This window comes from Terriglobales bacterium, assembly GCA_035573675.1.
Taxonomy (GTDB): Bacteria; Acidobacteriota; Terriglobia; order Terriglobales; family Acidobacteriaceae; genus DATMAB01.
The window spans coordinates 88,765-108,239 of sequence record DATMAB010000018.1 but is presented as its reverse complement, the minus strand read 5'-3'; the positions used below and the strand labels follow the sequence as shown (position 1 = coordinate 108,239).

Sequence of the window (19,475 nt, the reverse complement as noted above, 5' to 3'; positions counted from 1 at the left end):
AGGGAGGCAGTTGGCCGGCGCTTCCCAAGCCGACCCCTATCTGCTGCGCCGCCTGGCCATGGTGGAGGTGCAGTTGCGCGCCCGCGGCATTCGCGACGAGCGCGTCCTCGCTGCCATGGCGCGGGTGGAACGCCATCGCTTCGTGCCGCCCGAGCATCAGGATGACGCCTACGGCGATTTCCCGTTGCCCATCGGCGAGGGCCAGACCATCTCCCAGCCTTACGTGGTGGCGGCCATGCTGGAGGCGCTCGCGCTCCGGCCCGAGGATCTCGTACTGGAGATCGGGACCGGTTCCGGCTACCAGACCGCGCTGCTCGCCGAGCTGGCGCGCGAGGTCTACAGCATCGAGCGCCAGCCGCGCCTCGCCATGCGTGCGGAAGAGGAGCTCCTGGCGTTGGGCTACGCCAACGTGCATCTGCGCGTCGGTGATGGCACCCTGGGCTGGCCCGAGGTTGGTCCTTTCGACGCTATCATCGTCGCCGCCGCGTCGCCTCAGGTCCCTCCGACTCTCTTCGAGCAGTTACGGGAGGGCGGCCGCATGATTGTGCCGGTCGGTTCGACCTTCGCGCAGGAGTTGCAGCTCATCCGCAAGCAGTCTGGCCGCACCTTCGTCACCCATCTGGATGGCTGCCGCTTCGTGCCGCTCATCGGCCGCGAGGGTTTTTCCGCTTCCTGATTCCGCCGCTACAATCTCCCTGTGGCCCTGATCCGCAACATCCGCATCACGCTGGAAATGATCAAATGGGAGCACTCCGTCTTCGCGCTGCCGTTCGCGCTCTGCGGGGCCATGCTGGCGGCCGGCGGCTGGCCGACGGCCCACCAACTGCTGTGGATTGTCGTAGCCATGGTGGCGGCACGATCGGCAGCCATGGCTTTCAATCGCCTGGCCGATCAAGTTCTCGACGCCGCCAATCCCCGCACCCGCACCCGCGCGCTTCCGGCGGGTACCCTCTCGCGCCGTTTCGTCTCCCTGTTCGTGCTCGCCTCGGCCGCCCTGTTTGTGTTTGCGGCGGGGCAGCTGAACCGGCTCACCTTTGCGCTGTCTCCGGTCGCGCTGGCCGTGATCCTGCTTTACTCGTACAGCAAGCGCTACACGCGCTGGTCCCACCTGGTGCTGGGTTTCGCGCTGGGGATGTCGCCAGCCGCGGCTTGGATCGCCGTCCGAGGCTCGCTGGATCCCCGCATCCTGGTGCTGACGGCCGCCGTCACTCTGTGGGTCGCTGGTTTTGACATCCTCTATGCCTGTCAGGATTACGAGTTCGACCGGCAAACCGGCCTGCACTCGATTCCGAGCGCCTTCGGTATCGCGTGGGCGCTGTGGATCGCACGCATCCTGCACGGGGCCATGCTGTTGCTCCTAGCGGCTCTGGTGGCCCTGTTCTCGCTCAACTACCTCGCGATGGCGGGTGTTGTGGTGGTCGGGGTTCTCCTGACCTACGAGCACACCCTGGTTTCGCCGCAGGACCTCAGCCGGCTGAACGCCGCGTTTTTCACCATGAACGGCGTCATTTCCCTGGCGTTTTTCGCCTTTGTCGCCGGTGACCTCCTCCTCGGCTGACCGTACCGGAAGCCGCTTGGCTCTATCCAAACCCTTGACTTTCCCCCTATAATCGCCCTTGAGTCTGGCGTGGTGAGCGACGGTTCTCATGACCGAAGCCCCGGGGCGCTTATGCCCTCGGGGCCTTTGTCTTTAGGACGGCGGCCAGCAGCAAGGAGCAACAGCAGCGATGAGGGAACGAGGCACGGTGAAGTGGTTCAATGCCACGAAGGGCTACGGTTTCATCCAGCGGGAGAAGGGAGGCGACGTCTTCGTCCACTACTCCGCCATCCAGTCCGATGGCTACCGCACGCTTAACGAGGGCGAAACAGTCGAGTTCGAGGTTACCCAGGGACCGAAGGGATTGCAGGCGTCCAACGTAGTCCGCGTCTGACCGCCGGCGTCCGCCAGCCAGGTTTTTCATTCAGTTCGCCGCATCTGTTCGTTTCGAGGGGTTCGTGCGTCCCCACCCGGTACGACGGCGGAGGGCAGCCGTGCGGTATCATCAAATGCACGCATGGCACATCCCTTCCAGACCGACGACCCGCGCCTGCATCCCATCCATGAGAAAGTGATGGCGGGTGTCCGCTTGGATGCCGAAGACGCCCTTGCCCTCTACCGCTCCGCCGACGTGCTGGCCCTGGGCTGGCTGGCCAACCATGTGCGCGAACGCATGCACGGCAATGTGGCCTGGTTCAATGTGAACCGCCACATCAATCCGACCAACGTTTGCGTGGCAGCCTGCCGCCTGTGCGCCTTCGGCCGCAAGCAGGACTCCCCCGGTGCCTACACCATGGCCCTGGAAGAAGCGTTCCAGACGGCGGCTTCCGGCTGGAACGATGCCATCACCGAGTTCCACATCGTCGGCGGACTGCATCCCGACCTGCCCTTCCAGTACTTCCTCGATCTCATCCGTGGACTGAAGGAACGCTTCCCGCAGGTGCACCTGAAGGCCTTCACCATGGTGGAGGTCGCCTATATGGCCAAACGCGCGAAACTTTCCATCCGCCAGACGCTGGAGCAGCTCAAGGCGGCCGGGGTGGAGTCGCTTCCCGGAGGCGGGGCGGAGATCTTCGCCGACCGCGTGCGCCACATCATCTGCGACCACAAGATCGATGGCGACCAGTGGCTGGATACGGCGCGCATCGCCCACCAGATCGGTCTCCGCTCCAACGCCACCATGCTCTACGGGCACGTCGAAACTGACGAAGACCGCGTCGACCATCTGCTCAAGCTCCGCGCTCTGCAGGATGAGACCGGCGGCTTCCAGACCTTTATTCCACTGGCTTTCCACCCCGAGAACACGGCTCTGCGCCATCTGCCCAAAACCACAGGCCTGGCCGACGTGAAGAACATCGCCATCGGCCGCCTGGTGCTGGACAACTTTCCCCACATCAAATCGTACTGGCAGATGGTGACGCCCAAAATCGCGCAAATCACATTACGCTTCGGCGCCGACGACATCGATGGCACCGTCATCGAAGAGAAGATCTACCACGACGCCGGCGCCACTACCCCGCAAGGACTCCGCCGCCAGGAGCTGATCCGGCTCATCCGCGAGGCTGGCCGCGAACCGGTCGAGCGCGACACGCTCTATCGCCCGGTCACGCGGAACGAAGCCTCCTTCACCGTCGCCGTCTGACTCCCTCTTCGCGGGAAAAGTCAAGGCGAAAAGGACCATCCCGGCGGTTTTGCTCTTGACGTTTTTCCGCGGGTGTAGAATCAATTTGTCGGCAGCCTGTAAGGCCGTCCTCAATCGTGGGTGCAGTTGGACTCTCTTATTCCGAGGCTCCCATGAACGTGCACTTCAGCTACAAAGCCGCCAAGACCCCCGAAGTCGAAAAGGAACTCCAGAACCAGATAGAGAAGCTCGAACGACGGTTGCACGCCTTCCGCCCGGAACTGGTGCACCTGCACGGCAGCATAGAGCCTAACTCCACGCGCGCTTCCGTCAGCGTTGCCTTGAACCTGCGCCTGCCCTCCGGGCAGTTGGCCGTGCACGACTCGGCGCCTACGGGCGTACAGGCCGCCAAGGCCGCCTTCTCCGACCTGATGGCGCAGCTCAACAAGCACAAGGAGCTGCTGCGCAGCCAACACAAGTGGCGCCGGCATTCCCGCCAGACGGCTTCAGCCGTCCCCTTCGAGAAAACCGTGGCTGCCGTACCGGCCCCCGGCGTCACCAACGCGGACATCCGCTCCTACGTGAATGTGAACCTGGCGCGCCTGGAGCGCTTCGTGGAGCGCGAGCTGCGCTATCGCGAAGCCGCCGGCCTGATCGACCCCGGCTGGATCACCCGTGAGGACGTCATTGATGAGGCCATCGCCACCGCCTTGGCCAACGGCGAGGAGCGCCCCCAGCCGCTCTCACTGGAGCGCTGGCTTTATAGGCTTTCCATCCGCGCCCTCTCGGAGATTGACGCGCGTGACCACGAGCACGTTCCTGCGGCGGTACCACTGGAAACCTCCGCCCGCAAGCAGAACGTCCGCGCTACCGACGACTCCCAGCTTCAGTATCACCAACCCGATGAGCTTCTTCTCGAAGAAGAGGTCATCGCCGACCGCCGCGCCCTCACCCCGGAGGAGATTGCGGCCTCCGACGAGGTCCTCCAGCAGGTGGAGCGCGCTCTGTTGCACGCCCCTGCCCGCGACCGCGAAGCCTTCGTCCTGTTCGCCATTGAGGGCTTTACCATCGAGGAGATCGCCGCCGCGACCGACCGCTCCGTGACTGACGTCCGCGCCTCCATCGCCGCCGCGCGTGAGCACTTGCGCCGCACCCTGCCGGGCCCGGAGGTCTTCCGCGAACGCCTTCTGCATTACTCCAGAACAGCCTGATTCTGTTTTCCCCGGAGGCCCTTATGATCACTCGCGACGAGCTTCGCCATCTGGCCGAATTGGAATCGCCGGAAGGTGCTGCCGTCAGTTTCTACTTTCAACCGCCCCGTCCTCAGGATAAGTCCCACCACGGTGAGATTGTGGCCGTGAGGGAGAAAGTGCGCGAAGCCCTGCGCCGCCTGCCGGCCAACGGCAGCTCAGCGGCCGCGGTCCGCCGCGACCTGGAACGGATTTTGGCCATGAACGAACTCTGGCACGGTGACCATCGCCGCGCCCGCGCCATCTTCGCCTGTTCCGCCCGCGATTTCTGGCGTCAGTACGACCTGCCGGCCCGCCTGGGACGCACCGAACTCTTCCTTGACTCACGCTTCCAGCTTCGCCCGTTGCTCGCCCTGGGTGAACAGCTTTCGCGCTGCCTCGTGGTCGCTCTCGACCGCGAGCACGCCCGCTTCTTCGAGGTCGAAATGGGTGAGATCCGGCTCAAGGACGAATTCATGGATGCCCTGCCTCCCCACGGCGCCAGCGAGGGGTTCCTGGGCTATGATGCCGGCCATTCTCAACGCCACCTGGCGGCGGAGGCGCACCGGCACTTCCGCCGGGTCGCCACCCGCGCCCGTGACCTGATGCTCACCGGCGGCTGCGACCGGCTGCTGGTCCTGTGCCGCGACGACGTCTGGGCTGAGTTCGAGCCCCTGCTGCATCCCTACCTCAAGGGGCGACTGCTGGGGCGCGACCCACTCGATCCCGTGCAGACCACGCCCGATGAGATTCGCGACCACGTCGAGCTCCGCCTGGACCAGCTCGAAGCGCAACGCCGTAGCGCCCTGGTCGAGGACGTGATGGCTGAGGCGCGCCGCAACGGCCGCGGCGCGCTTGGCCTGCGCCGTGTGCTGAATGCCCTGGAGCGCGGCGAAGTCCAAACCCTGTTACTCGGCGAAGGCTTCCAGGCCCAAGCCTCCGAGTGTCCCCACTGCGGCCATCTCGACTACCGCGTGGCGGCGAACTGCGGCGTCTGCGGTCAGCCTACCCGCGAGCTGGAGGACGTCACCGACCATCTGGTGACCCGCGCCCTGCGGGGCGGGGCGGACCTGGTCTGTGTGCCTGAGCATGCCGGACTGTCAGCCGCCGGCCGCATCGGCGCGCTGCTGCGCTTCCGCGCCGACCGGGGCGCTTCGCAGGCCATCGCGGGATAGGCAAGCTATAACGACGTGTATTGCCGCGAGGGCGGACCACCACCGCCCTCGTGCTATTCTTTCGCCCTTCCAGGAGGATCTCTCATGAAAACTTCCCGCCGGGATTTCCTGGTCGCCAGCAGCATGACCGCCGCCGCTGTTGGGCTTGACCTTGAAGCTCAACAGCCGCCGTCGTCTCCGCGCCGTCCCGCGATCATCAGCAAAGTCACTGGCAGTCCGTCTCAGGACGGGGCCTACCAGTTGCTGCAGCGTGGCGGCGACACCCTGGACGCAGCTCTGTTCGTCTGTCGCGCGCAGGAGGATGACCCCACCGACGACTCCGTCGGCCTCGGCGGCCTGCCCAACGAGGAAGGTGTGGTCGAGCTGGATGCCTGTTGCATGCACGGCCCCACCCGCCGCGCCGGCGCCGTAGCTTCGGTCCGCGGCATCAGGAACGTCTCCATGCTCGCCAGAACGGTGATGGAGCGCACCGACCACCTTCTGCTGGTTGGCGAAGGCGCTGCGCGCTTTGCCCGCGCGCACGGCTTCCCGGAAGTGAACCTGCTCACCGAACGTTCCCGCAAGACCTGGCTGCTTTGGAAGGAGACCATGTCGCGCGCCGATTCCTGGGGGCCCGGTCTCGCCGATCCCAAATGGACGCCGCCCACCACCGTGCCTCCTCTCGATGCCCTCAAGCAACAAATTCGTTGGATGGAAGAAGTCGCCGCGCGTCTGGGCATCGAGCCCGAGTTCCGCCGCCAGGCCATCGAGCGCGTGCTCTTTCCGCCCACGGGTACCATCCACGTCTCTGTCGTGAACGAGAAAGGTGAGATGTCCGGAGCCACCACCACCAGCGGCCTGGCCTGGAAGATCCCCGGCCGCGTCGGCGATTCGCCCATCATTGGGGCCGGCTGCTGGACCGACCAGGATGTCGGTTCAGCGGGAGCCACCGGCCGGGGAGAGGACTGCATCAAGATCTGCGGCGCGCACACCATTGTGGAGAACATGCGCCGCGGCATGGAACCCACGGAAGCCGGCCTCGATGCCTTGCGTCGCATCGCCCGCAACTACAACAACGACATGACCCGCCTGCGCTTCGTCGAGATGATCTTCTACATCCTGCGCAACGACGGCGCTTACGCCGGGGTCTCGATGTGGAATCGCACTTCCAGCGGCAAGCCCACCCGCTTCGCCATCCACGACGGCACGCGCCGCATCGAGAACTGCGTTCCGCTGTTCGAAGGTACGCCCGTGGAATGGCCGCCCGCCGAGTGGCAGGCAGCGAGCTAGTGGCAGGCAGCGCTCCTTCGGTGGGCGTTCTCTTCGGAGGACTGAGAACCGGGAACTAACTACGCAAACCTTACCTTCACATCCGCCCGCTTCTCGAGATGGATGGAGTCGACGAACCGCACCTTCCCGGTTTCCATGGTCATAATGAGGGAACTGGTCCGCGTGCCTTCGCCGAAGAAGCGCACGCCCCGCATGAGCGAGCCGTCGGTCACGCCAGTGGCGGCGAAGATGATGTTCTTGCCCGGTGCCAGGTCTTCGGTGCGGTAAATCTTTTTCTTGTCGGTTATGCCCATCTTGGCGATGCGCTCTTCCAGTTCCGGCTTGTCGATGACCAGGCGGGCCAGGATCTCGCCGTTCAGGCAGCGCAGCGCCGCCGCCGTCAGCACCCCCTCGGGTGCTCCACCAATGCCCATGACTGCGTGCACGCCCGTCCCGATCACTGCGGCGCTGATGCCCGCCGAAAGGTCACCGTCGCCGATCAGCCGGATTCGCGCCCCGGCCTTGCGGATGTCGGCGATCAGCTTCTCATGCCGCGGCCGGTCGAGCACGATCACCACCAGGTCCTCGACGTCGCGGCTGAGCCGCTTGGCGATGGCTTTCAGGTTGTCTGCCACGGGCGCGTCCAGGTCCACAGCGCCCTTGCACGACGGCCCCACCACCAGCTTTTCCATGTAGCAGTCGGGCGCGTGCAGCAGCCCGTGGCGCTCCGAAGCCGCCAGTACGGTGATGGCGTTGGGCGCCCCGGTGGCGCACAGGTTCGTGCCTTCCAGCGGGTCCACAGCGATATCGACTTCGGGGAACTCCACGCCGTCGACCGGCGGTGCGCCCACCTGCTCGCCGATATAGAGCATGGGTGCTTCGTCGCGCTCACCCTCGCCGATTACGATGGTGCCGCGCATGGGCACGGTGTCCATGGTCCGCCGCATGGCTTCGACCGCCACGTGATCCGAGTGTTTGCGCTCGCCCTGGCCCATGGTTTTGGCGCAGGCGATGGCGGCTTCTTCCACTACGCGCAAGAACTCCAGCGCCAGCTCGAACTCCATGTGTTTCGAGAACGTGCTCTTGGACGTCGCCGATTTCGTCTGTGTCGCCACTCGCGCCTCCACTCTCCGGCCGATTCTGCTGCAACGGTTGGCGGCTCAGTGCCAAGTGCTAATCGCCAGATGCCGTTGTACTGGCCACTGGCCACCGACCACTAGCCACTGCCTTTAGAACGCATCGATCCCCGTGATCTGCGCTCCGATGATCAGCGTATGGATATCGTGCGTACCTTCGTACGTCTTCACCGACTCCAGGTTCATCATGTGCCGCATGATGGGATAGTCGTCGGCCACTCCGTTCGCTCCCAGGATGTCGCGCGCCAGCCGCGCGCACTCCAGCGCCATCCACACGTTGTTCCGCTTGGCCATGGAGATGTGGTAGTGCTGCGCCCGGCCCTGGTCCTTCATGCGTCCCACCTGCAGCACCAGCAGTTGCGCCTTGGTGATTTCGCTGATCATCCACACCAGTTTCTCCTGCACCAGTTGGTGGGAGGCGATGGGCTGGTCGTGGAACTGCTTGCGCACCTGCGCGTATTGCAGCGCGGTGTCGTAGCAGGACATGGCGGCTCCCACGGCGCCCCACGCGATCCCGTAGCGCGCCTGGTTCAGGCACATGAGCGGCGACTTCAATCCCCCCGATTTCGGCAGCAGGTTGCACGCCGGCACGCGCACGTCCTGCAGCGACAGCCCCGACGTCACGCTCGCCCTGAGCGACCACTTCCCGTGCACATCCTGCGCCGAGAAGCCCGGCCGGTCGGTCTCCACGATGAATCCCCGGATGCGGTCGCCCTCGTCGGCCACCTTGGCCCAGATGATGGCCAGGTCGGCGATCGTGCCCGACGTGATCCACATCTTTTCTCCGTTCAGGATGTAGCTGTCGCCGTCTTTCTTGGCTCGAGTCAGCATCCCGCCCGGATTGGAGCCGAACTGCGGTTCCGTGAGCCCGAAACACCCCAGCTTCTCGCCCTTCTGCATGGCCGGCAGCCACTTCTGCTTCTGCTCTTCGCTGCCGAACTCGTAAATGGGATACATGCAGAGCGCGGATTGCACGCTCACGAACGAGCGCACGCCGCTGTCGCCGCGCTCCAGCTCCTGCATCACCAGGCCATACTCCACGTTCGACATCTCCGCGCAGCCGTAGCCCTTCAGGCTCGCGCCGTAGTAGCCCAGGTCGCCCATGGGCTTCACCAGTTCGCGCGGGAAGCGCCCCTCGCGGTTGCACTGCTCGATGATGGGGGTCAGGTTGTCCTCGATGAACTTGCGCGTGCTGTCGCGCACCAGCCGTTCCTCGTCGTTCAGCAGGGAATCAAACTCGATGAAGTCCACTCCCCGGAATTTCATGGCCATGACGGTCTTCTCGCTTCACGCTCGGGGTTGATGATGGCTCGGCAGTGCGGGCGCTCGGTGCCGCGCACCCGCTCGGTGAGACCCTTAGAACTTAACAAAGCCGCAAGGCAGGGTGCAAACAACGAGGGACATGCGGGAAAAAAGGCGCAGCCACGACTGTGCTGCGCCCTCAACACCCCAGACCGACGATCTGGAGCCTGCAACCCGGTTCCGTCCCTGACGCAGGCGCTACTCGACCTTCAGCGAGGCCACCTGGATGCTGTCTCCCTCCACCGTTCCTGTCACCGAGACGCGGATATCCTTCTCTTTCGCCAGGCCGGCCAGTTGTTTCTTTGCTTCCTCGTTGCCCTTGGCGTCGAATTTGATCACCTGCTTGTCGGCGGTCAGCACCGCATAGCCGCTCTTCACACAGTCGGACATCAGCAGGCACTCCTTGCTGTGCTTGGCCCCGAATGCCTCGCCTTCCGGGGCATGCTCGTTGCTGCAGGCGATGTCCACCAGGTGTCCGCTCAGGGTTTGCTTCTTGCCCCCGGCCAGGGCAATCGTGGCCGCCAATGCCACCACCGCCAAAGACAACACGACTCGCTTCATGATTCTCTCCTTGGGATATGTGTACCGGATAGATGGCCAAGGCCGCCCGGAGGTTACCGTGCTCACCCTCCGAATTAGAATATTCGCCGATGCCCGCTCCGCCAGCTTCTTCCCCGGCGGTTCCCGGCCGTCGCCGCCGCTTCACGCTGCGGCGCGCCGTCACGGCACTGTTCGTGCTCTGCCTGGGTTTCAGCATCTGGACGCAGGACCTGCGCGCCGTTATGCTATTTCTGCTGGGCTTTTTGCTGTACCTGTTTATCGGCGTCGGGGAGTGGCGGGACCAGCAGGACCGCTAGGTCCTTCATGCCGCCCCCAATCTCAAGGAGAACTGATTCATGCGAGGCGCAAAAATCGCCAAGACGGCCGACCGTCAGAAGGTCATGGATACGGCCAAGAGCACCGACTGCCCCAAGTGCGGCAAACCCACCCGGGTGGTCAAGCGCGTCAAGGACCGCGAGCGCGGCGTCCCCGGCGGCATCTACATTTCCTGTTCGGCTTGCGAGTTCTGCGAGAAGCTTTAGGCTGCTTGCTCACGCCGGGACCACGAGCGAGCGTCCTTCGGCAGCTCGGGTGATCTCCACGACCACTGCCCGCGCCGCCTCACCCGGATCGGGTGCCCCGGTTATGGGTCTGCCCACCACGATGTAGTCCGCTCCCGCCCGGATTGCTTCCCCGGGTGTGGCCGTGCGTGCCTGGTCACCGGACGCGCTCCCCGCAGGCCGCACGCCCGGGGTGACGAGCACCATTTCCGCTCCCAGTTCCCGCCTTAGTTCGGCCGTTTCCCGGGGTGACGCCACCACTCCGCCGCAGCCGGCCTGCTGGGCCAGCCGTGCCAGCCGAATCACCTGTTCCGTGAGCCCGACGGGAACGCCGATTTCGCCCAGGTCAGCTTCGCCCAGGCTGGTGAGCACGGTCACGGCCAACACCAGCGGAGGGCTCCCGGCCTTGCCCGCCGCCTCCACCGCCGCCTCCAGCATCCTGCGCCCCCCGCAGGCATGGACAGTCAGCATGGAAACGCCCAGCTCGGCCGCCGAGCGCACGGCACCGGCCACCGTGTTGGGGATGTCGTGGAACTTCAGGTCGAGGAAGACTCTCCGTCCGCTGCCCGTTAGCTCCCGTACCAGGCCCGGCCCCTCGGCCACGAAAAGCTGTTTACCGATTTTATAGCCCGGCCCCGGCCCGATGGCTTGCACCAGCCTCTTCGCTTCGCTTGCCGTAGCCACGTCCAGCGCCACGATCAGCCGCTCGGCGGCAGCGGCGAGTGGGCGTACACAGGTACCCTCAGGCATCGCGCCCAGTCTATACCCCGCCCCTAGTTCAGACCAGACAGATTGTGGACTTGGGCAAAAGTGGCAGGCGGCTCGACCACGTCCAGCCGCACCCGGGCGATTCCCCGGTGGTGGAAGCCCAGGAGCTGGGCTACGCCGTAGGTCAGGTCGATAATCCGGTTGGCCGGCACCGGCCCGCGGTCGTTGATGCGCACCACGACCCACCGGCCGTTCTTTAGGTTGGTGACCTTAACCCATGTCCCTAGAGGCAGTTGCCGGTGGGCGGCCGTGAACTGGTACATGTTGAAGCGCTCGCCGCTGGCTGTGGTCCGGCCATGGAAGCGCTTCCCGTACCACGACGCTTTCCCCACCTGGTAGGGCTTGTCCTTGGGTATCCCTTGGCGGGCTCTGGTGCGTAGCCCCGTGTCGGGCTTTGTCTTGGGGGTGTTTCGAGTGGGTTCCGCCCCTCCGGCGACCGCCAGTAGAGCCACGGCCACCAAACTGGCTAAAACTCGTCTCATTCAACCTCCGATTCAACTAATGCGTACTCGCTATACTGCGTCCCCCACCCCAAGAATATCCGGTAACTATATGAAAAATGGTAGGAAAAGTCAAGTTCCTGAGCTGTTAAGAGCCAGAACGTCAATCAGAGGGAGATGGGTGACCCCTACGAGCTGCTCTAATGTGAGGGTTCTGGCAAGTCCGGCACGGGACGGGGTGCTTGCTCCATGCGGAAGAGGTGATGGATCGGCCCGCTTCCATGCCCTATAGGGAATGAGCGGGCAATCGCCTGGGTCACGTAGGCCTTGGCCAGAACCACCGCGTCCTTCACCTGCCGCCCGAGGGCAAGGTTGGAAGCCAGCGCGGTGGCAAAGGCGCATCCCGTGCCATGGGTGGAGGTAGTGGCCAGACGTTCTGAGGCGAACTCCGATTGCTCCGGCTCGCCCTCCCCGGCCACGCTGAGCAGGTCCACGGCCCGCTCCAGATGTCCCCCGGTCACGACCACCACCCTCGCACCCATCCGGTGCAGCTCCCGGGCGGCGGCCTTCATCCCAGTCAGATCAGTAACCGGTCGGCTGGTGAGGGTGGCTGCCTCGTCGATGTTGGGAGTGACCACGGCGACCCTCGGTAGCAGGCGGCGGCTCAGCCGCTCGATGCCCTTCGCGTCCAGCAGCTCCGACCCGGACGACGACCGCATCACCGGATCCAGGACTACGTTCGGCGGCTTGCGCGCCTCCAGGAAATCGGCCACCGCGTCCACGATGGGCGCGGAAACCAGCATGCCGATCCGCACCGCTGCCGGCTTCATGTCCGCCGCTACCTCGTCCAGCGTTTCCCGCACCAGGCGCGCCGAGACCGCCTCCACGCGCCGCACTCCGGTCGTGGACTGGACCGTAAGCGCCGTGATGCAGGCGATGCCGTAGCAGCCATGCGCCGCAATCGTCTTGATGTCGGCCGACACTCCCGCACCCGACGACGGATCAAAGCCTGCGATGGTCAACACCACGGGCGGCGCCGAGGGCATACGCGCGCACTCTAACGGAAACCCGCCTCAGTGGGAAGAGCCGGCCGCGCCTTCCGGAGTCCGTGCTTCTCACCCGTGCGGTAAACTCGAGGTCGAACCGTTGTCCCATGCTCGTGGCTCGCCTGCGTTCGCCCGTCGTTGTGCTGCTGGTGCTGGCCCTGGTTTCGACCGCTCCCGGCCAGGCGCTCAGCGCAGCCGCGTCGTCCCCGCGTCCTGCTTCCGGAGCGCGGCTGGATCCGCTCACCCGCTCCGGCTTCGAGGCCTACTACAGCTTGGACTATGGCTCCGCCATCCGCGACTTTGAACGGGTTGCGGCCGCCCATCCCGCCGATCCTTTCGCGCTCAACCACCTGTTGGCCGCGGTCCTGTTCCAGGAGCTCTACCGCATCGGCGCTTTTGACACCGGCCTGTACGCCAACAACAGTTTCTTGGAGCGCAAGCAACATCCGCCTGACCCCAGGGCGCGCGCCCGCATCCAGGACCTGATCAGCCGTGTCACCCAGCTCTGCGAGCAGCGTCTGGCGGCCGACCCCAATGACGTGGACGCTCTCTACGCCCGCGGCGTCGCTCGCGGCCTGCAGTCCACCTACATGGGCCTGGTGGAGAAAAGCTGGATCGCCGCGTTGCGCAACGCCAAGGGCGCACGCGACGACCACGAGCGCATCCTCGAGCTCGACCCCGGCTACGTTGACGCCAAGACCGTCGTGGGCGTGCACGAGTACATCGCTGGCAGCCTGCCTTTGATGGTGAAGATGATGGCCTTCCTCGCCGGCTACCGCGGAAACCGGGAGAAAGGCATCCGCTATTTGTATGAAGCAGGCAACGCGGGCGGAGAGAGCGCCGTGGACGCCAAGATCGCTCTCGGCCTCTTCCTCCGCCGCGAGCAGCGCTACGATGAGGCCCTCGGCATCGCCCGCAGCCTGACCACGCTCTATCCGCGCAATTTCCTCTTCGCGCTCGAAGTGGCCAACATCCTCAACGACTCCGGTCATGGCCCCGAGGCCATCGCCGCCTACCAGCGCGTCATCGAAAACGCCTCCCGCTTCTACCAGCCCCATTTGGAGCTGGCCTACTTCGGCTTGGGCGAAAGCCTCAAGGGGCAGCGCCGCTACCCGGAGGCCGCGGAGGCCTACGCCAACGTCGCCAAACAGCCGCGCGTCGAGGCCGAACTCAAGCTGCGCGCCGACCTCTACGCCGGCCAGGTCTACGACCTCATGGGCCAGCGCCAGCAAGCCCTGGCCCGCTATCAGGCCGTCATCGCCGCTGCTCCCCGCGACTCGCGCTGGGCCTCCGCCGCCCGCAAGCACCTCAAGGAACCCTACAAGCGGGATTAGCGGACCGGGAAGGGGATTAACGTTCGAGTTAATTCGTCCTTGGTTACCCCTCCCCCCTATAGGCCTCTAATGGAATCATCAGGTTACGGGCCGAGCTCCCGGCCGGTCCCGGGATCTAAAGGACTTAGAGGTAAAGTCTCTGAAACAAAGGGGCTAGTGGATTTCGGGACGCCTCCTGAATCTCACAATGATAAACACAGCAATGTGATTAAAGCATAGTGCAAAGGACTTGTCAAGTTCCAAATTCAGGCCCTCGAAGGGCGGTGTTCCGATAGCGGAACAAAAACGAGGTTGCGTGTAGCAGGGGTCGGGAATTGGGGTAGGGTGGCGCGCAACCTTCGGCGGTCGAAAGGGTGAGCGCATGCCACGAGTCGCGATCGGGGTCCTGCTGATTCTCGTCTTTGTTTCCTACGTGCTGGTATCCCTTCCACCCGAGACGGTATCGGCGCAGGCGTATGGCGGGAATCCAGCCAGCGGCGGCGGGCGAACATCTACTTCCCCAACGAGCAGTCCATCTTCTATGGGGCGCAGGTGAACTCTGTGAACGTGGGGCGCGGCAACCTGACGTTCGTCAGGCGCGACCTGGTGACGGTAGGCCGAATGCCAGTGGTGGTAGCACGGGTCCATGACTCGGCCGGGCGGGGCAGCGTAGAGTTCGGGCCGGGCTGGCATTTGTCAGCGGCGGAAACGATCGAGGTGAAAGTGAGCCGGGATACCGGACGGCGTTCCGTTACAGTTCGACGGGCCGGCCGCTGGAGGCCGACTTTGGGAACGGGACAACCGTGGGGATGGAGTTCGACAGCCTGGGCCTGAGGCGGAAGCAGGAGTACAGCAACGGCGGCAGGGTGGACTAGTGGTACGATCCGGCGGGCAACCTGACCGAGATTAAGGTGCTCCATGCGGATGGGTCGCAGACGGGGCAGAAGCTGTTGCTCGACGGGTCTTACCAGATTGTGAAGCAAACCCTGTCGAGCGGCGGCGAATACACCTTCCAATACGACAAGAACGGCAATCTCACCGAAGCCCGGTCGGCCACGTCGGCAACGCGCTTTGAGTACGATGGCCTGAACCGGTTGACAGGGGTAGTGACGGCAGAGGGCCAGCGGCTCACGTACAGCTACGCACCGGGGGAGCGCTCGCTAGTAGCGCGGTACGACCACGGAGCCAGCCTGTCGGCGGGGGAACGGCGGGATAGCGGGCTGACGTTTGCCAGCTATTGGGAGGTGGCGGCGACCCGCAGCCTGGCATCCGACTTTGGAGCGGTGCGGTATTCGGAGGCGCTGGGCCGGTTCCAGCTTTCAGGAACTGAGGGCGAGGAAGTTGTCACGCCTGAAAGCAGGGTGCTGACTGCCCTGGAGAAACTGCGGCTGTACGACTACGGAGTACCGCTGGATGAGCGAATCGGGGAGTTCCAGAAGCCGTCGAACCTGATGTTCCTGCCACCCGAGTATGCCAGTGTCAATTGCTGCCCGTTGTGCCTGCCCGGCGAAGAGTGCCCGCCGTGCGATCCGGGCACATACGGGCCAGTCATCTACAGCATCACCCCTTCGCAGGGAGCGAGCGGTCAAATTGTCACTGTCATCATCTCCGGCGAGGGTTTCGAGCAGGGTGCGTCCGTGACTGCTGGGAGCGGAATCACGGTTACAGGGGTGCTAATGACTAGCGACACACAGCTTCAGGCAACGTTTTCGATCAACCAGAATGCACCGCTCGGAAATCACAGCGTGAGAGTGGATGGCTCTAACGCCAAAAACTTCAAGGTCACGCCTGGTGTGACGATAACCAGCGCAGATATCACGCAAGACCTGATTACTCTAGAGCTTGTGGGGCCAGGGACTGGCAGCCTCAGGCTCGAAGTCAAGGGCGCGAATGGTCAGCCGCCCATTCAGGTCATCAACACAGGGACCAGCTCGCTTGCGGCGGGCACCTACAACTATACGTTCGACCTCAACACGATTCCCATTGGAGAGTACTTTACGACGACAGCGACCTGGACAGTGAATAGCATCGCGGGCGTCAGTACCCAAGCGACACATTTCAAGGTGCTTGGAAGCTATCGCCAGAGCCAGTACAACACTCCGGCTGAGAACCGCTGTACTGGCAATCCGACTCCCGTTACAGTTTATAACAACAACTGCTCGGCAACTGCCGCAACTATGATTGATGGCTTTGTGTTTAGGGTGACAAACCCGCAAGGAGGAACTGGTAGCGGTCATTCCATCAGTTTTGGAGACGTGAAGCAGGAGTTCTTTTGCTCAAACAGAGGGGACTTCCGCAGTTTCCAAACGATAACGGGAACATTGGGTCCGGTGAATAACTCTACTGTCGCGGTATGCGGCACAAGCGAACTCTATCAAGCAAACATGAGAGTGTTTATCCGAGGAGTGGGGGTGAAGTCGGTTACAGACCGATGCCCTGCATGCTGCATCGATGTAACTCACCTCGACAATTACACGACAGATACGAGGTGCAGCGGGATTCAGGATCTCACTGCGGCTCCCGCCTTAACAATCAGGCTATATTGAGGTAACCATGAGAATGCAATCTTTAGCTTCGTTGCTTATTCTCTATGCCTTGCTCAGTTCCGGATTGGCACGTGGTTCTGAGGAATCTTGGCGGATTCAGAGTATGAGCCTCCAGCCGATGGACGAGTTCGAGCGGCGGTTCCATGCGACTGTTGTGAGGGGTGAGGGAACAAGGTCTTTCGAATTGTCTGATGGTGTTCCCCTGACGAGAATAACGGAGCACTTTGTCTCCGGTAATGAACTGGTTCTCCTGGGCGAAGCTGGGAGGGCACAAGCGGTGGTCATCTTCGACCTCATACATCGGACGAAGGTTGACTGGTTCTATTGCTACAAGCCACAACGCCTTTCGGAAAGGTGGATCGTCTACGTCGAATACTACCCGGCTCTGGGTGAAGGTGAGCCGACGGATGTGGTCCTACTCTACGATCTTGGCAAGACTCCGGCAGAGAACCGGCTGAAGAGGCACGCCGGCCCTCTCCCTCCGGGCAAACACGACTCGCCCATAGAAGTGGGAGTACCGATCTACCCGGAGGCCAACGCCGAGGGCTCTTCGTACGTGAACCACGTGGAAAGCGTGTCACTCGCCCGCCACGTCCTCGGCACACCGAATTTCCTGCTGCTCCCCTCCAAGCATTTTGTCTTTGTCTCGAGCGAAGGCAAGGAATTCAAAGACCTGAAGAACTACGTGGTGATGATTTCCCTTGCAGAAGGAATGCACAAGCCCAAACTTACGAGAATCGAGATTCCCAAACGCGAGTTCAAGAAAGCCGGGGAGAATCCGGCATTCGTCAAAGTAACGCGGCTTGAAGAAGCAGCACCAAATGCTGTGCGGCTCTATGTGCCCGAGAGCGAATACGGCGTTGGGAGCATAGTCGTCGAATTGCCAGGGTCCTAAAGGACGCTCATGACAGTTTCTCAGTTTGCACTGCTGTTGGGAGTTGTTGGGTTGACCTAGGGGACAGCACCGGAGCGTAAGGAGAGGGCAGGGATCCGTAACACCAAAGTTGGTTCTGCCACGTAGACTCGGCGTCAAGGTCAAGCCGCAGGTCTCAGCCGTGAACCCGACCGACGTTGCTCGGAGTAGGGGTCCCTCGCTTCGCTCGGGACGGGAATGAGAGCCTTCTGCCGAAAACCTGAACCTCGGGCGCGATTCCTGCGTATCATTTTCTGAGGAGGAGGCACTCCATGTACTGCAACTACTGCGGCAAGGTCATCCAGGACGACGCCAACCTCTGCGCCTATTGCGGCAAGCGCGTGGGCGTGGTGGTGGCCCGCAAGCGGCTGGTTCGCCCGCGCGTCGGACGCAAGATCGCCGGCGTCTGCCAGGGCTTCGCGGAATACTTTGACCTCGACGTCAGCCTGATCCGCGTCCTCTGGGTTGTGGTGGCGCTGTTCGGTGGTGGCGGCGTGCTGGCCTACGTCATCGGTTGGATCGTGATGCCCGAGGAGCCGGAGATTGTCCCTGCTCCCCAGGGCACGCCCGCCGAGGCCCGCAACCACTGATCTAAGCCAGGGCTGTCAGCATCCGGTGGGAGACCCGGGCTTCAGCCCGGCTTTTTTGAAGCGGTCTGCGGAGGGCTTTAGCCCTGGCCCTCAAATCACCAAATCACCAAATCACCAAATCACAACTTCCCTCACTGGTTTATCATTCCTGCCCGCGATGCACACCGTCTCCCGCGATGCCGACATCTTCTGCCAGCTCCTCGGCGACGGACCGCCGGTGGTCCTGTTGCATCCCTTTCCTACTCATCACCATTTCTGGCTGCCGGTTGCCGACCTGCTGGCCTCGCGCTATCGCCTGCTGCTGCCCGACCTCCGCGGCCACGGCGAGTCCACCGCCGGCGATGGCCCTGCCACCATGCCGAAGCACGCCGCCGATATCGCCCGCGTCTGCGATGCCGCGGGCGTGGGTCGCGCCGTCTTTGCCGGCGTCTCCATCGGCGGCTACATCCTGTTCGAGTTCTGGCGCCGCTACCCGGAGCGCGTGGCCGCCCTTATCCTGGCCAACACCAAAGCCGGGGCCGATACCGAAGAGGGCCGCCTCGCCCGCCTGCGCTCCGCCGACGAAGCCGAAGCCCACGGCACCGAGCCCTTTTTCCAGTCCATGCTCCCGAAGTTCATGGGCGAGACCACGCGCAGCACGCGCCCCGACCTGGTCGAATCCGCGCTCCGGATGATGCGGCGCATGACCGCGCCTGCGCTCGCCGCCATCCAGCGCGGCATGGCCGAGCGCCCGGACTCCTTCCCCACACTGAAGACCATTAAGGTGCCCACGCTGGTCATCGCCGGAGAGGAGGACACGCTCACCCCGCGCGAAGAGCAGGAGCGCATTCAGCAGGGCATTGTCGGCAGCCGCCTGGAGGTCATCGCGCGCGCCGGCCACTACGCTCCCTTCGAACAACCCGAAGCCGCCGGCCGCCTCCTGCGCAGCTTCCTCGATTCGCTGAATATCGGCTGAATCCTGTCTCCCGGGGCTTGACCCTTGCGGGATGGCTGCTCGGACTCAATTCGTCAATTCGAAAATTCGTCATTCGTCAATTTTGCTAGAATCCCACCGTCATGGTTGAGACTTACCTCATCCCTCCCTCGACCCGCGTCACCGCAGCGGGCGACGGCGCCGCGGTCGACATCTCCGCCGCCGGCCATCGCGTCTTCCTCGCTACGCTCGTCATCACCGATATCGTCGAGCAGGAAGCGCTCGACGTCAGCATCTGGGGTTCCGCGGACGGCGCCGCCTGGGGCACCCAGCCGGTCGCCAGGTTTCCGCAGAAGTTCTATCGCGGCCAGCACCCGCTGCTGGTCGACCTGACCGGCCAGCCGGACATCAAGTTCCTGCGCGCCCACTGGGACGTCAACCGCTGGGGCCGCGGCTCCCTCACCCCCATGTTCGAGCTTCATGTCACGCTGCGCGAAGTTCCCAAGGACGTGCTCGCAGAAGTCTCTGCCACCGCCCGTACGCGCACCTGAAGCTCGGCTGGTAACCTGAAAAGAAAGAACTGGTTTCGTTCATAGTT

21 protein-coding genes are annotated in these 19,475 nt (G+C 63.7%); 15 read left to right on the top strand and 6 right to left on the bottom strand.

What is annotated here, in order from left to right; all coding sequences use genetic code 11:
* The first annotated feature begins 10 nt into the window (after positions 1 to 10).
* The 7 genes from VNK82_08495 (at position 11) to VNK82_08465 (ending at position 6,831) form a co-directional block, all read left to right on the top strand.
* On the top strand, positions 11 to 676 hold the full coding sequence (locus VNK82_08495; protein HXE90985.1) for a protein-L-isoaspartate(D-aspartate) O-methyltransferase: 666 nt from the start codon (positions 11 to 13) through the stop codon (positions 674 to 676).
* 21 nt (positions 677 to 697) lie between these two features.
* Positions 698 to 1,558 (top strand): UbiA-like polyprenyltransferase, encoded by an 861-nt coding sequence (locus tag VNK82_08490; protein HXE90984.1) that lies wholly within the window; start codon positions 698 to 700, stop codon positions 1,556 to 1,558.
* A gap of 169 nt (positions 1,559 to 1,727) precedes the next feature.
* Entirely contained in the window at positions 1,728 to 1,931 is a 204-nt protein-coding gene (locus tag VNK82_08485) for a cold-shock protein (GenBank protein ID HXE90983.1), read from the top strand.
* A 123-nt stretch (positions 1,932 to 2,054) separates the two neighbouring features.
* Positions 2,055 to 3,179, top strand: coding sequence for an aminofutalosine synthase MqnE (gene mqnE, locus VNK82_08480; protein ID HXE90982.1), 1,125 nt, complete (start codon positions 2,055 to 2,057; stop codon positions 3,177 to 3,179).
* Positions 3,180 to 3,331: 152 nt separating this feature from the next.
* The gene (locus VNK82_08475) at positions 3,332 to 4,369 is read left to right on the top strand and encodes a sigma factor-like helix-turn-helix DNA-binding protein (GenBank protein HXE90981.1); all 1,038 of its coding nucleotides are present in this window, start codon (positions 3,332 to 3,334) and stop codon (positions 4,367 to 4,369) included.
* 23 nt (positions 4,370 to 4,392) lie between these two features.
* Positions 4,393 to 5,562, top strand: a complete 1,170-nt coding sequence (locus tag VNK82_08470; GenBank protein ID HXE90980.1) for a hypothetical protein — start codon at positions 4,393 to 4,395, stop codon at positions 5,560 to 5,562.
* An 84-nt stretch (positions 5,563 to 5,646) separates the two neighbouring features.
* Positions 5,647 to 6,831: a N(4)-(beta-N-acetylglucosaminyl)-L-asparaginase gene (locus tag VNK82_08465; protein HXE90979.1), complete on the top strand. Its 1,185-nt coding sequence runs from the start codon at positions 5,647 to 5,649 to the stop codon at positions 6,829 to 6,831.
* A gap of 59 nt (positions 6,832 to 6,890) precedes the next feature.
* On the opposite strand, the gene glpX is transcribed toward VNK82_08465, so the two are convergent.
* From glpX to VNK82_08450, 3 genes are all read right to left on the bottom strand, one after another.
* The gene (gene glpX, locus VNK82_08460) at positions 6,891 to 7,925 is read right to left on the bottom strand and encodes a class II fructose-bisphosphatase (protein HXE90978.1); all 1,035 of its coding nucleotides are present in this window, start codon (positions 7,923 to 7,925) and stop codon (positions 6,891 to 6,893) included.
* 114 nt (positions 7,926 to 8,039) lie between these two features.
* Complete coding sequence (locus VNK82_08455) at positions 8,040 to 9,218, bottom strand: acyl-CoA dehydrogenase family protein (protein ID HXE90977.1); 1,179 nt, start codon at positions 9,216 to 9,218, stop codon at positions 8,040 to 8,042.
* A gap of 228 nt (positions 9,219 to 9,446) precedes the next feature.
* The gene (locus VNK82_08450; protein HXE90976.1) at positions 9,447 to 9,809 is read right to left on the bottom strand and encodes a hypothetical protein; all 363 of its coding nucleotides are present in this window, start codon (positions 9,807 to 9,809) and stop codon (positions 9,447 to 9,449) included.
* Positions 9,810 to 9,898: 89 nt separating this feature from the next.
* Between VNK82_08450 and VNK82_08445 the strand changes: the two genes are divergently transcribed.
* On the top strand, positions 9,899 to 10,105 hold the full coding sequence (locus VNK82_08445; GenBank protein HXE90975.1) for a hypothetical protein: 207 nt from the start codon (positions 9,899 to 9,901) through the stop codon (positions 10,103 to 10,105).
* 39 nt (positions 10,106 to 10,144) lie between these two features.
* On the top strand, positions 10,145 to 10,330 hold the full coding sequence (locus tag VNK82_08440; protein HXE90974.1) for a hypothetical protein: 186 nt from the start codon (positions 10,145 to 10,147) through the stop codon (positions 10,328 to 10,330).
* Positions 10,331 to 10,339: 9 nt separating this feature from the next.
* Here VNK82_08440 and pyrF read toward each other — a convergent pair whose 3' ends face one another.
* From pyrF to thiD, 3 genes are all read right to left on the bottom strand, one after another.
* Positions 10,340 to 11,098, bottom strand: a complete 759-nt coding sequence (pyrF, locus tag VNK82_08435) for an orotidine-5'-phosphate decarboxylase (GenBank protein HXE90973.1) — start codon at positions 11,096 to 11,098, stop codon at positions 10,340 to 10,342.
* A 23-nt stretch (positions 11,099 to 11,121) separates the two neighbouring features.
* Complete coding sequence (locus VNK82_08430; protein ID HXE90972.1) at positions 11,122 to 11,598, bottom strand: septal ring lytic transglycosylase RlpA family protein; 477 nt, start codon at positions 11,596 to 11,598, stop codon at positions 11,122 to 11,124.
* A 158-nt stretch (positions 11,599 to 11,756) separates the two neighbouring features.
* Positions 11,757 to 12,602 carry a bifunctional hydroxymethylpyrimidine kinase/phosphomethylpyrimidine kinase gene (gene thiD, locus VNK82_08425; GenBank protein ID HXE90971.1) on the bottom strand — a complete coding sequence of 282 codons (846 nt, stop codon included), beginning with the start codon at positions 12,600 to 12,602 and terminating at the stop codon, positions 11,757 to 11,759.
* Positions 12,603 to 12,709: 107 nt separating this feature from the next.
* On the opposite strand from thiD, the gene VNK82_08420 reads away from it, so the two are divergent.
* The 6 genes from VNK82_08420 (at position 12,710) to VNK82_08395 (ending at position 19,428) form a co-directional block, all read left to right on the top strand.
* Complete coding sequence (locus VNK82_08420) at positions 12,710 to 13,936, top strand: tetratricopeptide repeat protein (GenBank protein ID HXE90970.1); 1,227 nt, start codon at positions 12,710 to 12,712, stop codon at positions 13,934 to 13,936.
* Positions 13,937 to 14,826: 890 nt separating this feature from the next.
* Positions 14,827 to 16,461 (top strand): hypothetical protein, encoded by a 1,635-nt coding sequence (locus VNK82_08415; GenBank protein ID HXE90969.1) that lies wholly within the window; start codon positions 14,827 to 14,829, stop codon positions 16,459 to 16,461.
* Between the two features lie 118 nt (positions 16,462 to 16,579).
* Complete coding sequence (locus tag VNK82_08410; protein HXE90968.1) at positions 16,580 to 17,356, top strand: hypothetical protein; 777 nt, start codon at positions 16,580 to 16,582, stop codon at positions 17,354 to 17,356.
* A gap of 290 nt (positions 17,357 to 17,646) precedes the next feature.
* Entirely contained in the window at positions 17,647 to 17,964 is a 318-nt protein-coding gene (locus tag VNK82_08405; protein HXE90967.1) for a PspC domain-containing protein, read from the top strand.
* Positions 17,965 to 18,121: 157 nt separating this feature from the next.
* Positions 18,122 to 18,919, top strand: a complete 798-nt coding sequence (locus tag VNK82_08400; protein ID HXE90966.1) for an alpha/beta fold hydrolase — start codon at positions 18,122 to 18,124, stop codon at positions 18,917 to 18,919.
* Positions 18,920 to 19,020: 101 nt separating this feature from the next.
* Entirely contained in the window at positions 19,021 to 19,428 is a 408-nt protein-coding gene (locus VNK82_08395; protein ID HXE90965.1) for a hypothetical protein, read from the top strand.
* The last annotated feature ends 47 nt before the right edge of the window (positions 19,429 to 19,475 follow it).

Excerpts from the sequence above, each read along its gene's own strand:
- VNK82_08485 (HXE90983.1), top strand. The coding sequence starts at position 1,728 with ATGAGGGAACGAGGCACGGTGAAGTGGTTCAATGCCACGAAGGGCTAC.
- mqnE (HXE90982.1), top strand. The coding sequence starts at position 2,055 with ATGGCACATCCCTTCCAGACCGACGACCCGCGCCTGCATCCCATCCAT.
- VNK82_08475 (HXE90981.1), top strand. The coding sequence starts at position 3,332 with ATGAACGTGCACTTCAGCTACAAAGCCGCCAAGACCCCCGAAGTCGAA.
- VNK82_08470 (HXE90980.1), top strand. The coding sequence starts at position 4,393 with ATGATCACTCGCGACGAGCTTCGCCATCTGGCCGAATTGGAATCGCCG.
- VNK82_08465 (HXE90979.1), top strand. The coding sequence starts at position 5,647 with ATGAAAACTTCCCGCCGGGATTTCCTGGTCGCCAGCAGCATGACCGCC.
- VNK82_08455 (HXE90977.1), bottom strand. The coding sequence starts at position 9,218 with ATGGCCATGAAATTCCGGGGAGTGGACTTCATCGAGTTTGATTCCCTG.
- VNK82_08450 (HXE90976.1), bottom strand. The coding sequence starts at position 9,809 with ATGAAGCGAGTCGTGTTGTCTTTGGCGGTGGTGGCATTGGCGGCCACG.
- VNK82_08445 (HXE90975.1), top strand. The coding sequence starts at position 9,899 with ATGCCCGCTCCGCCAGCTTCTTCCCCGGCGGTTCCCGGCCGTCGCCGC.
- VNK82_08440 (HXE90974.1), top strand. The coding sequence starts at position 10,145 with ATGCGAGGCGCAAAAATCGCCAAGACGGCCGACCGTCAGAAGGTCATG.
- pyrF (HXE90973.1), bottom strand. The coding sequence starts at position 11,098 with ATGCCTGAGGGTACCTGTGTACGCCCACTCGCCGCTGCCGCCGAGCGG.
- VNK82_08430 (HXE90972.1), bottom strand. The coding sequence starts at position 11,598 with ATGAGACGAGTTTTAGCCAGTTTGGTGGCCGTGGCTCTACTGGCGGTC.
- thiD (HXE90971.1), bottom strand. The coding sequence starts at position 12,602 with ATGCCCTCGGCGCCGCCCGTGGTGTTGACCATCGCAGGCTTTGATCCG.
- VNK82_08420 (HXE90970.1), top strand. The coding sequence starts at position 12,710 with ATGCTCGTGGCTCGCCTGCGTTCGCCCGTCGTTGTGCTGCTGGTGCTG.
- VNK82_08410 (HXE90968.1), top strand. The coding sequence starts at position 16,580 with ATGGACGAGTTCGAGCGGCGGTTCCATGCGACTGTTGTGAGGGGTGAG.
- VNK82_08405 (HXE90967.1), top strand. The coding sequence starts at position 17,647 with ATGTACTGCAACTACTGCGGCAAGGTCATCCAGGACGACGCCAACCTC.
- VNK82_08400 (HXE90966.1), top strand. The coding sequence starts at position 18,122 with ATGCACACCGTCTCCCGCGATGCCGACATCTTCTGCCAGCTCCTCGGC.
- VNK82_08395 (HXE90965.1), top strand. The coding sequence starts at position 19,021 with ATGGTTGAGACTTACCTCATCCCTCCCTCGACCCGCGTCACCGCAGCG.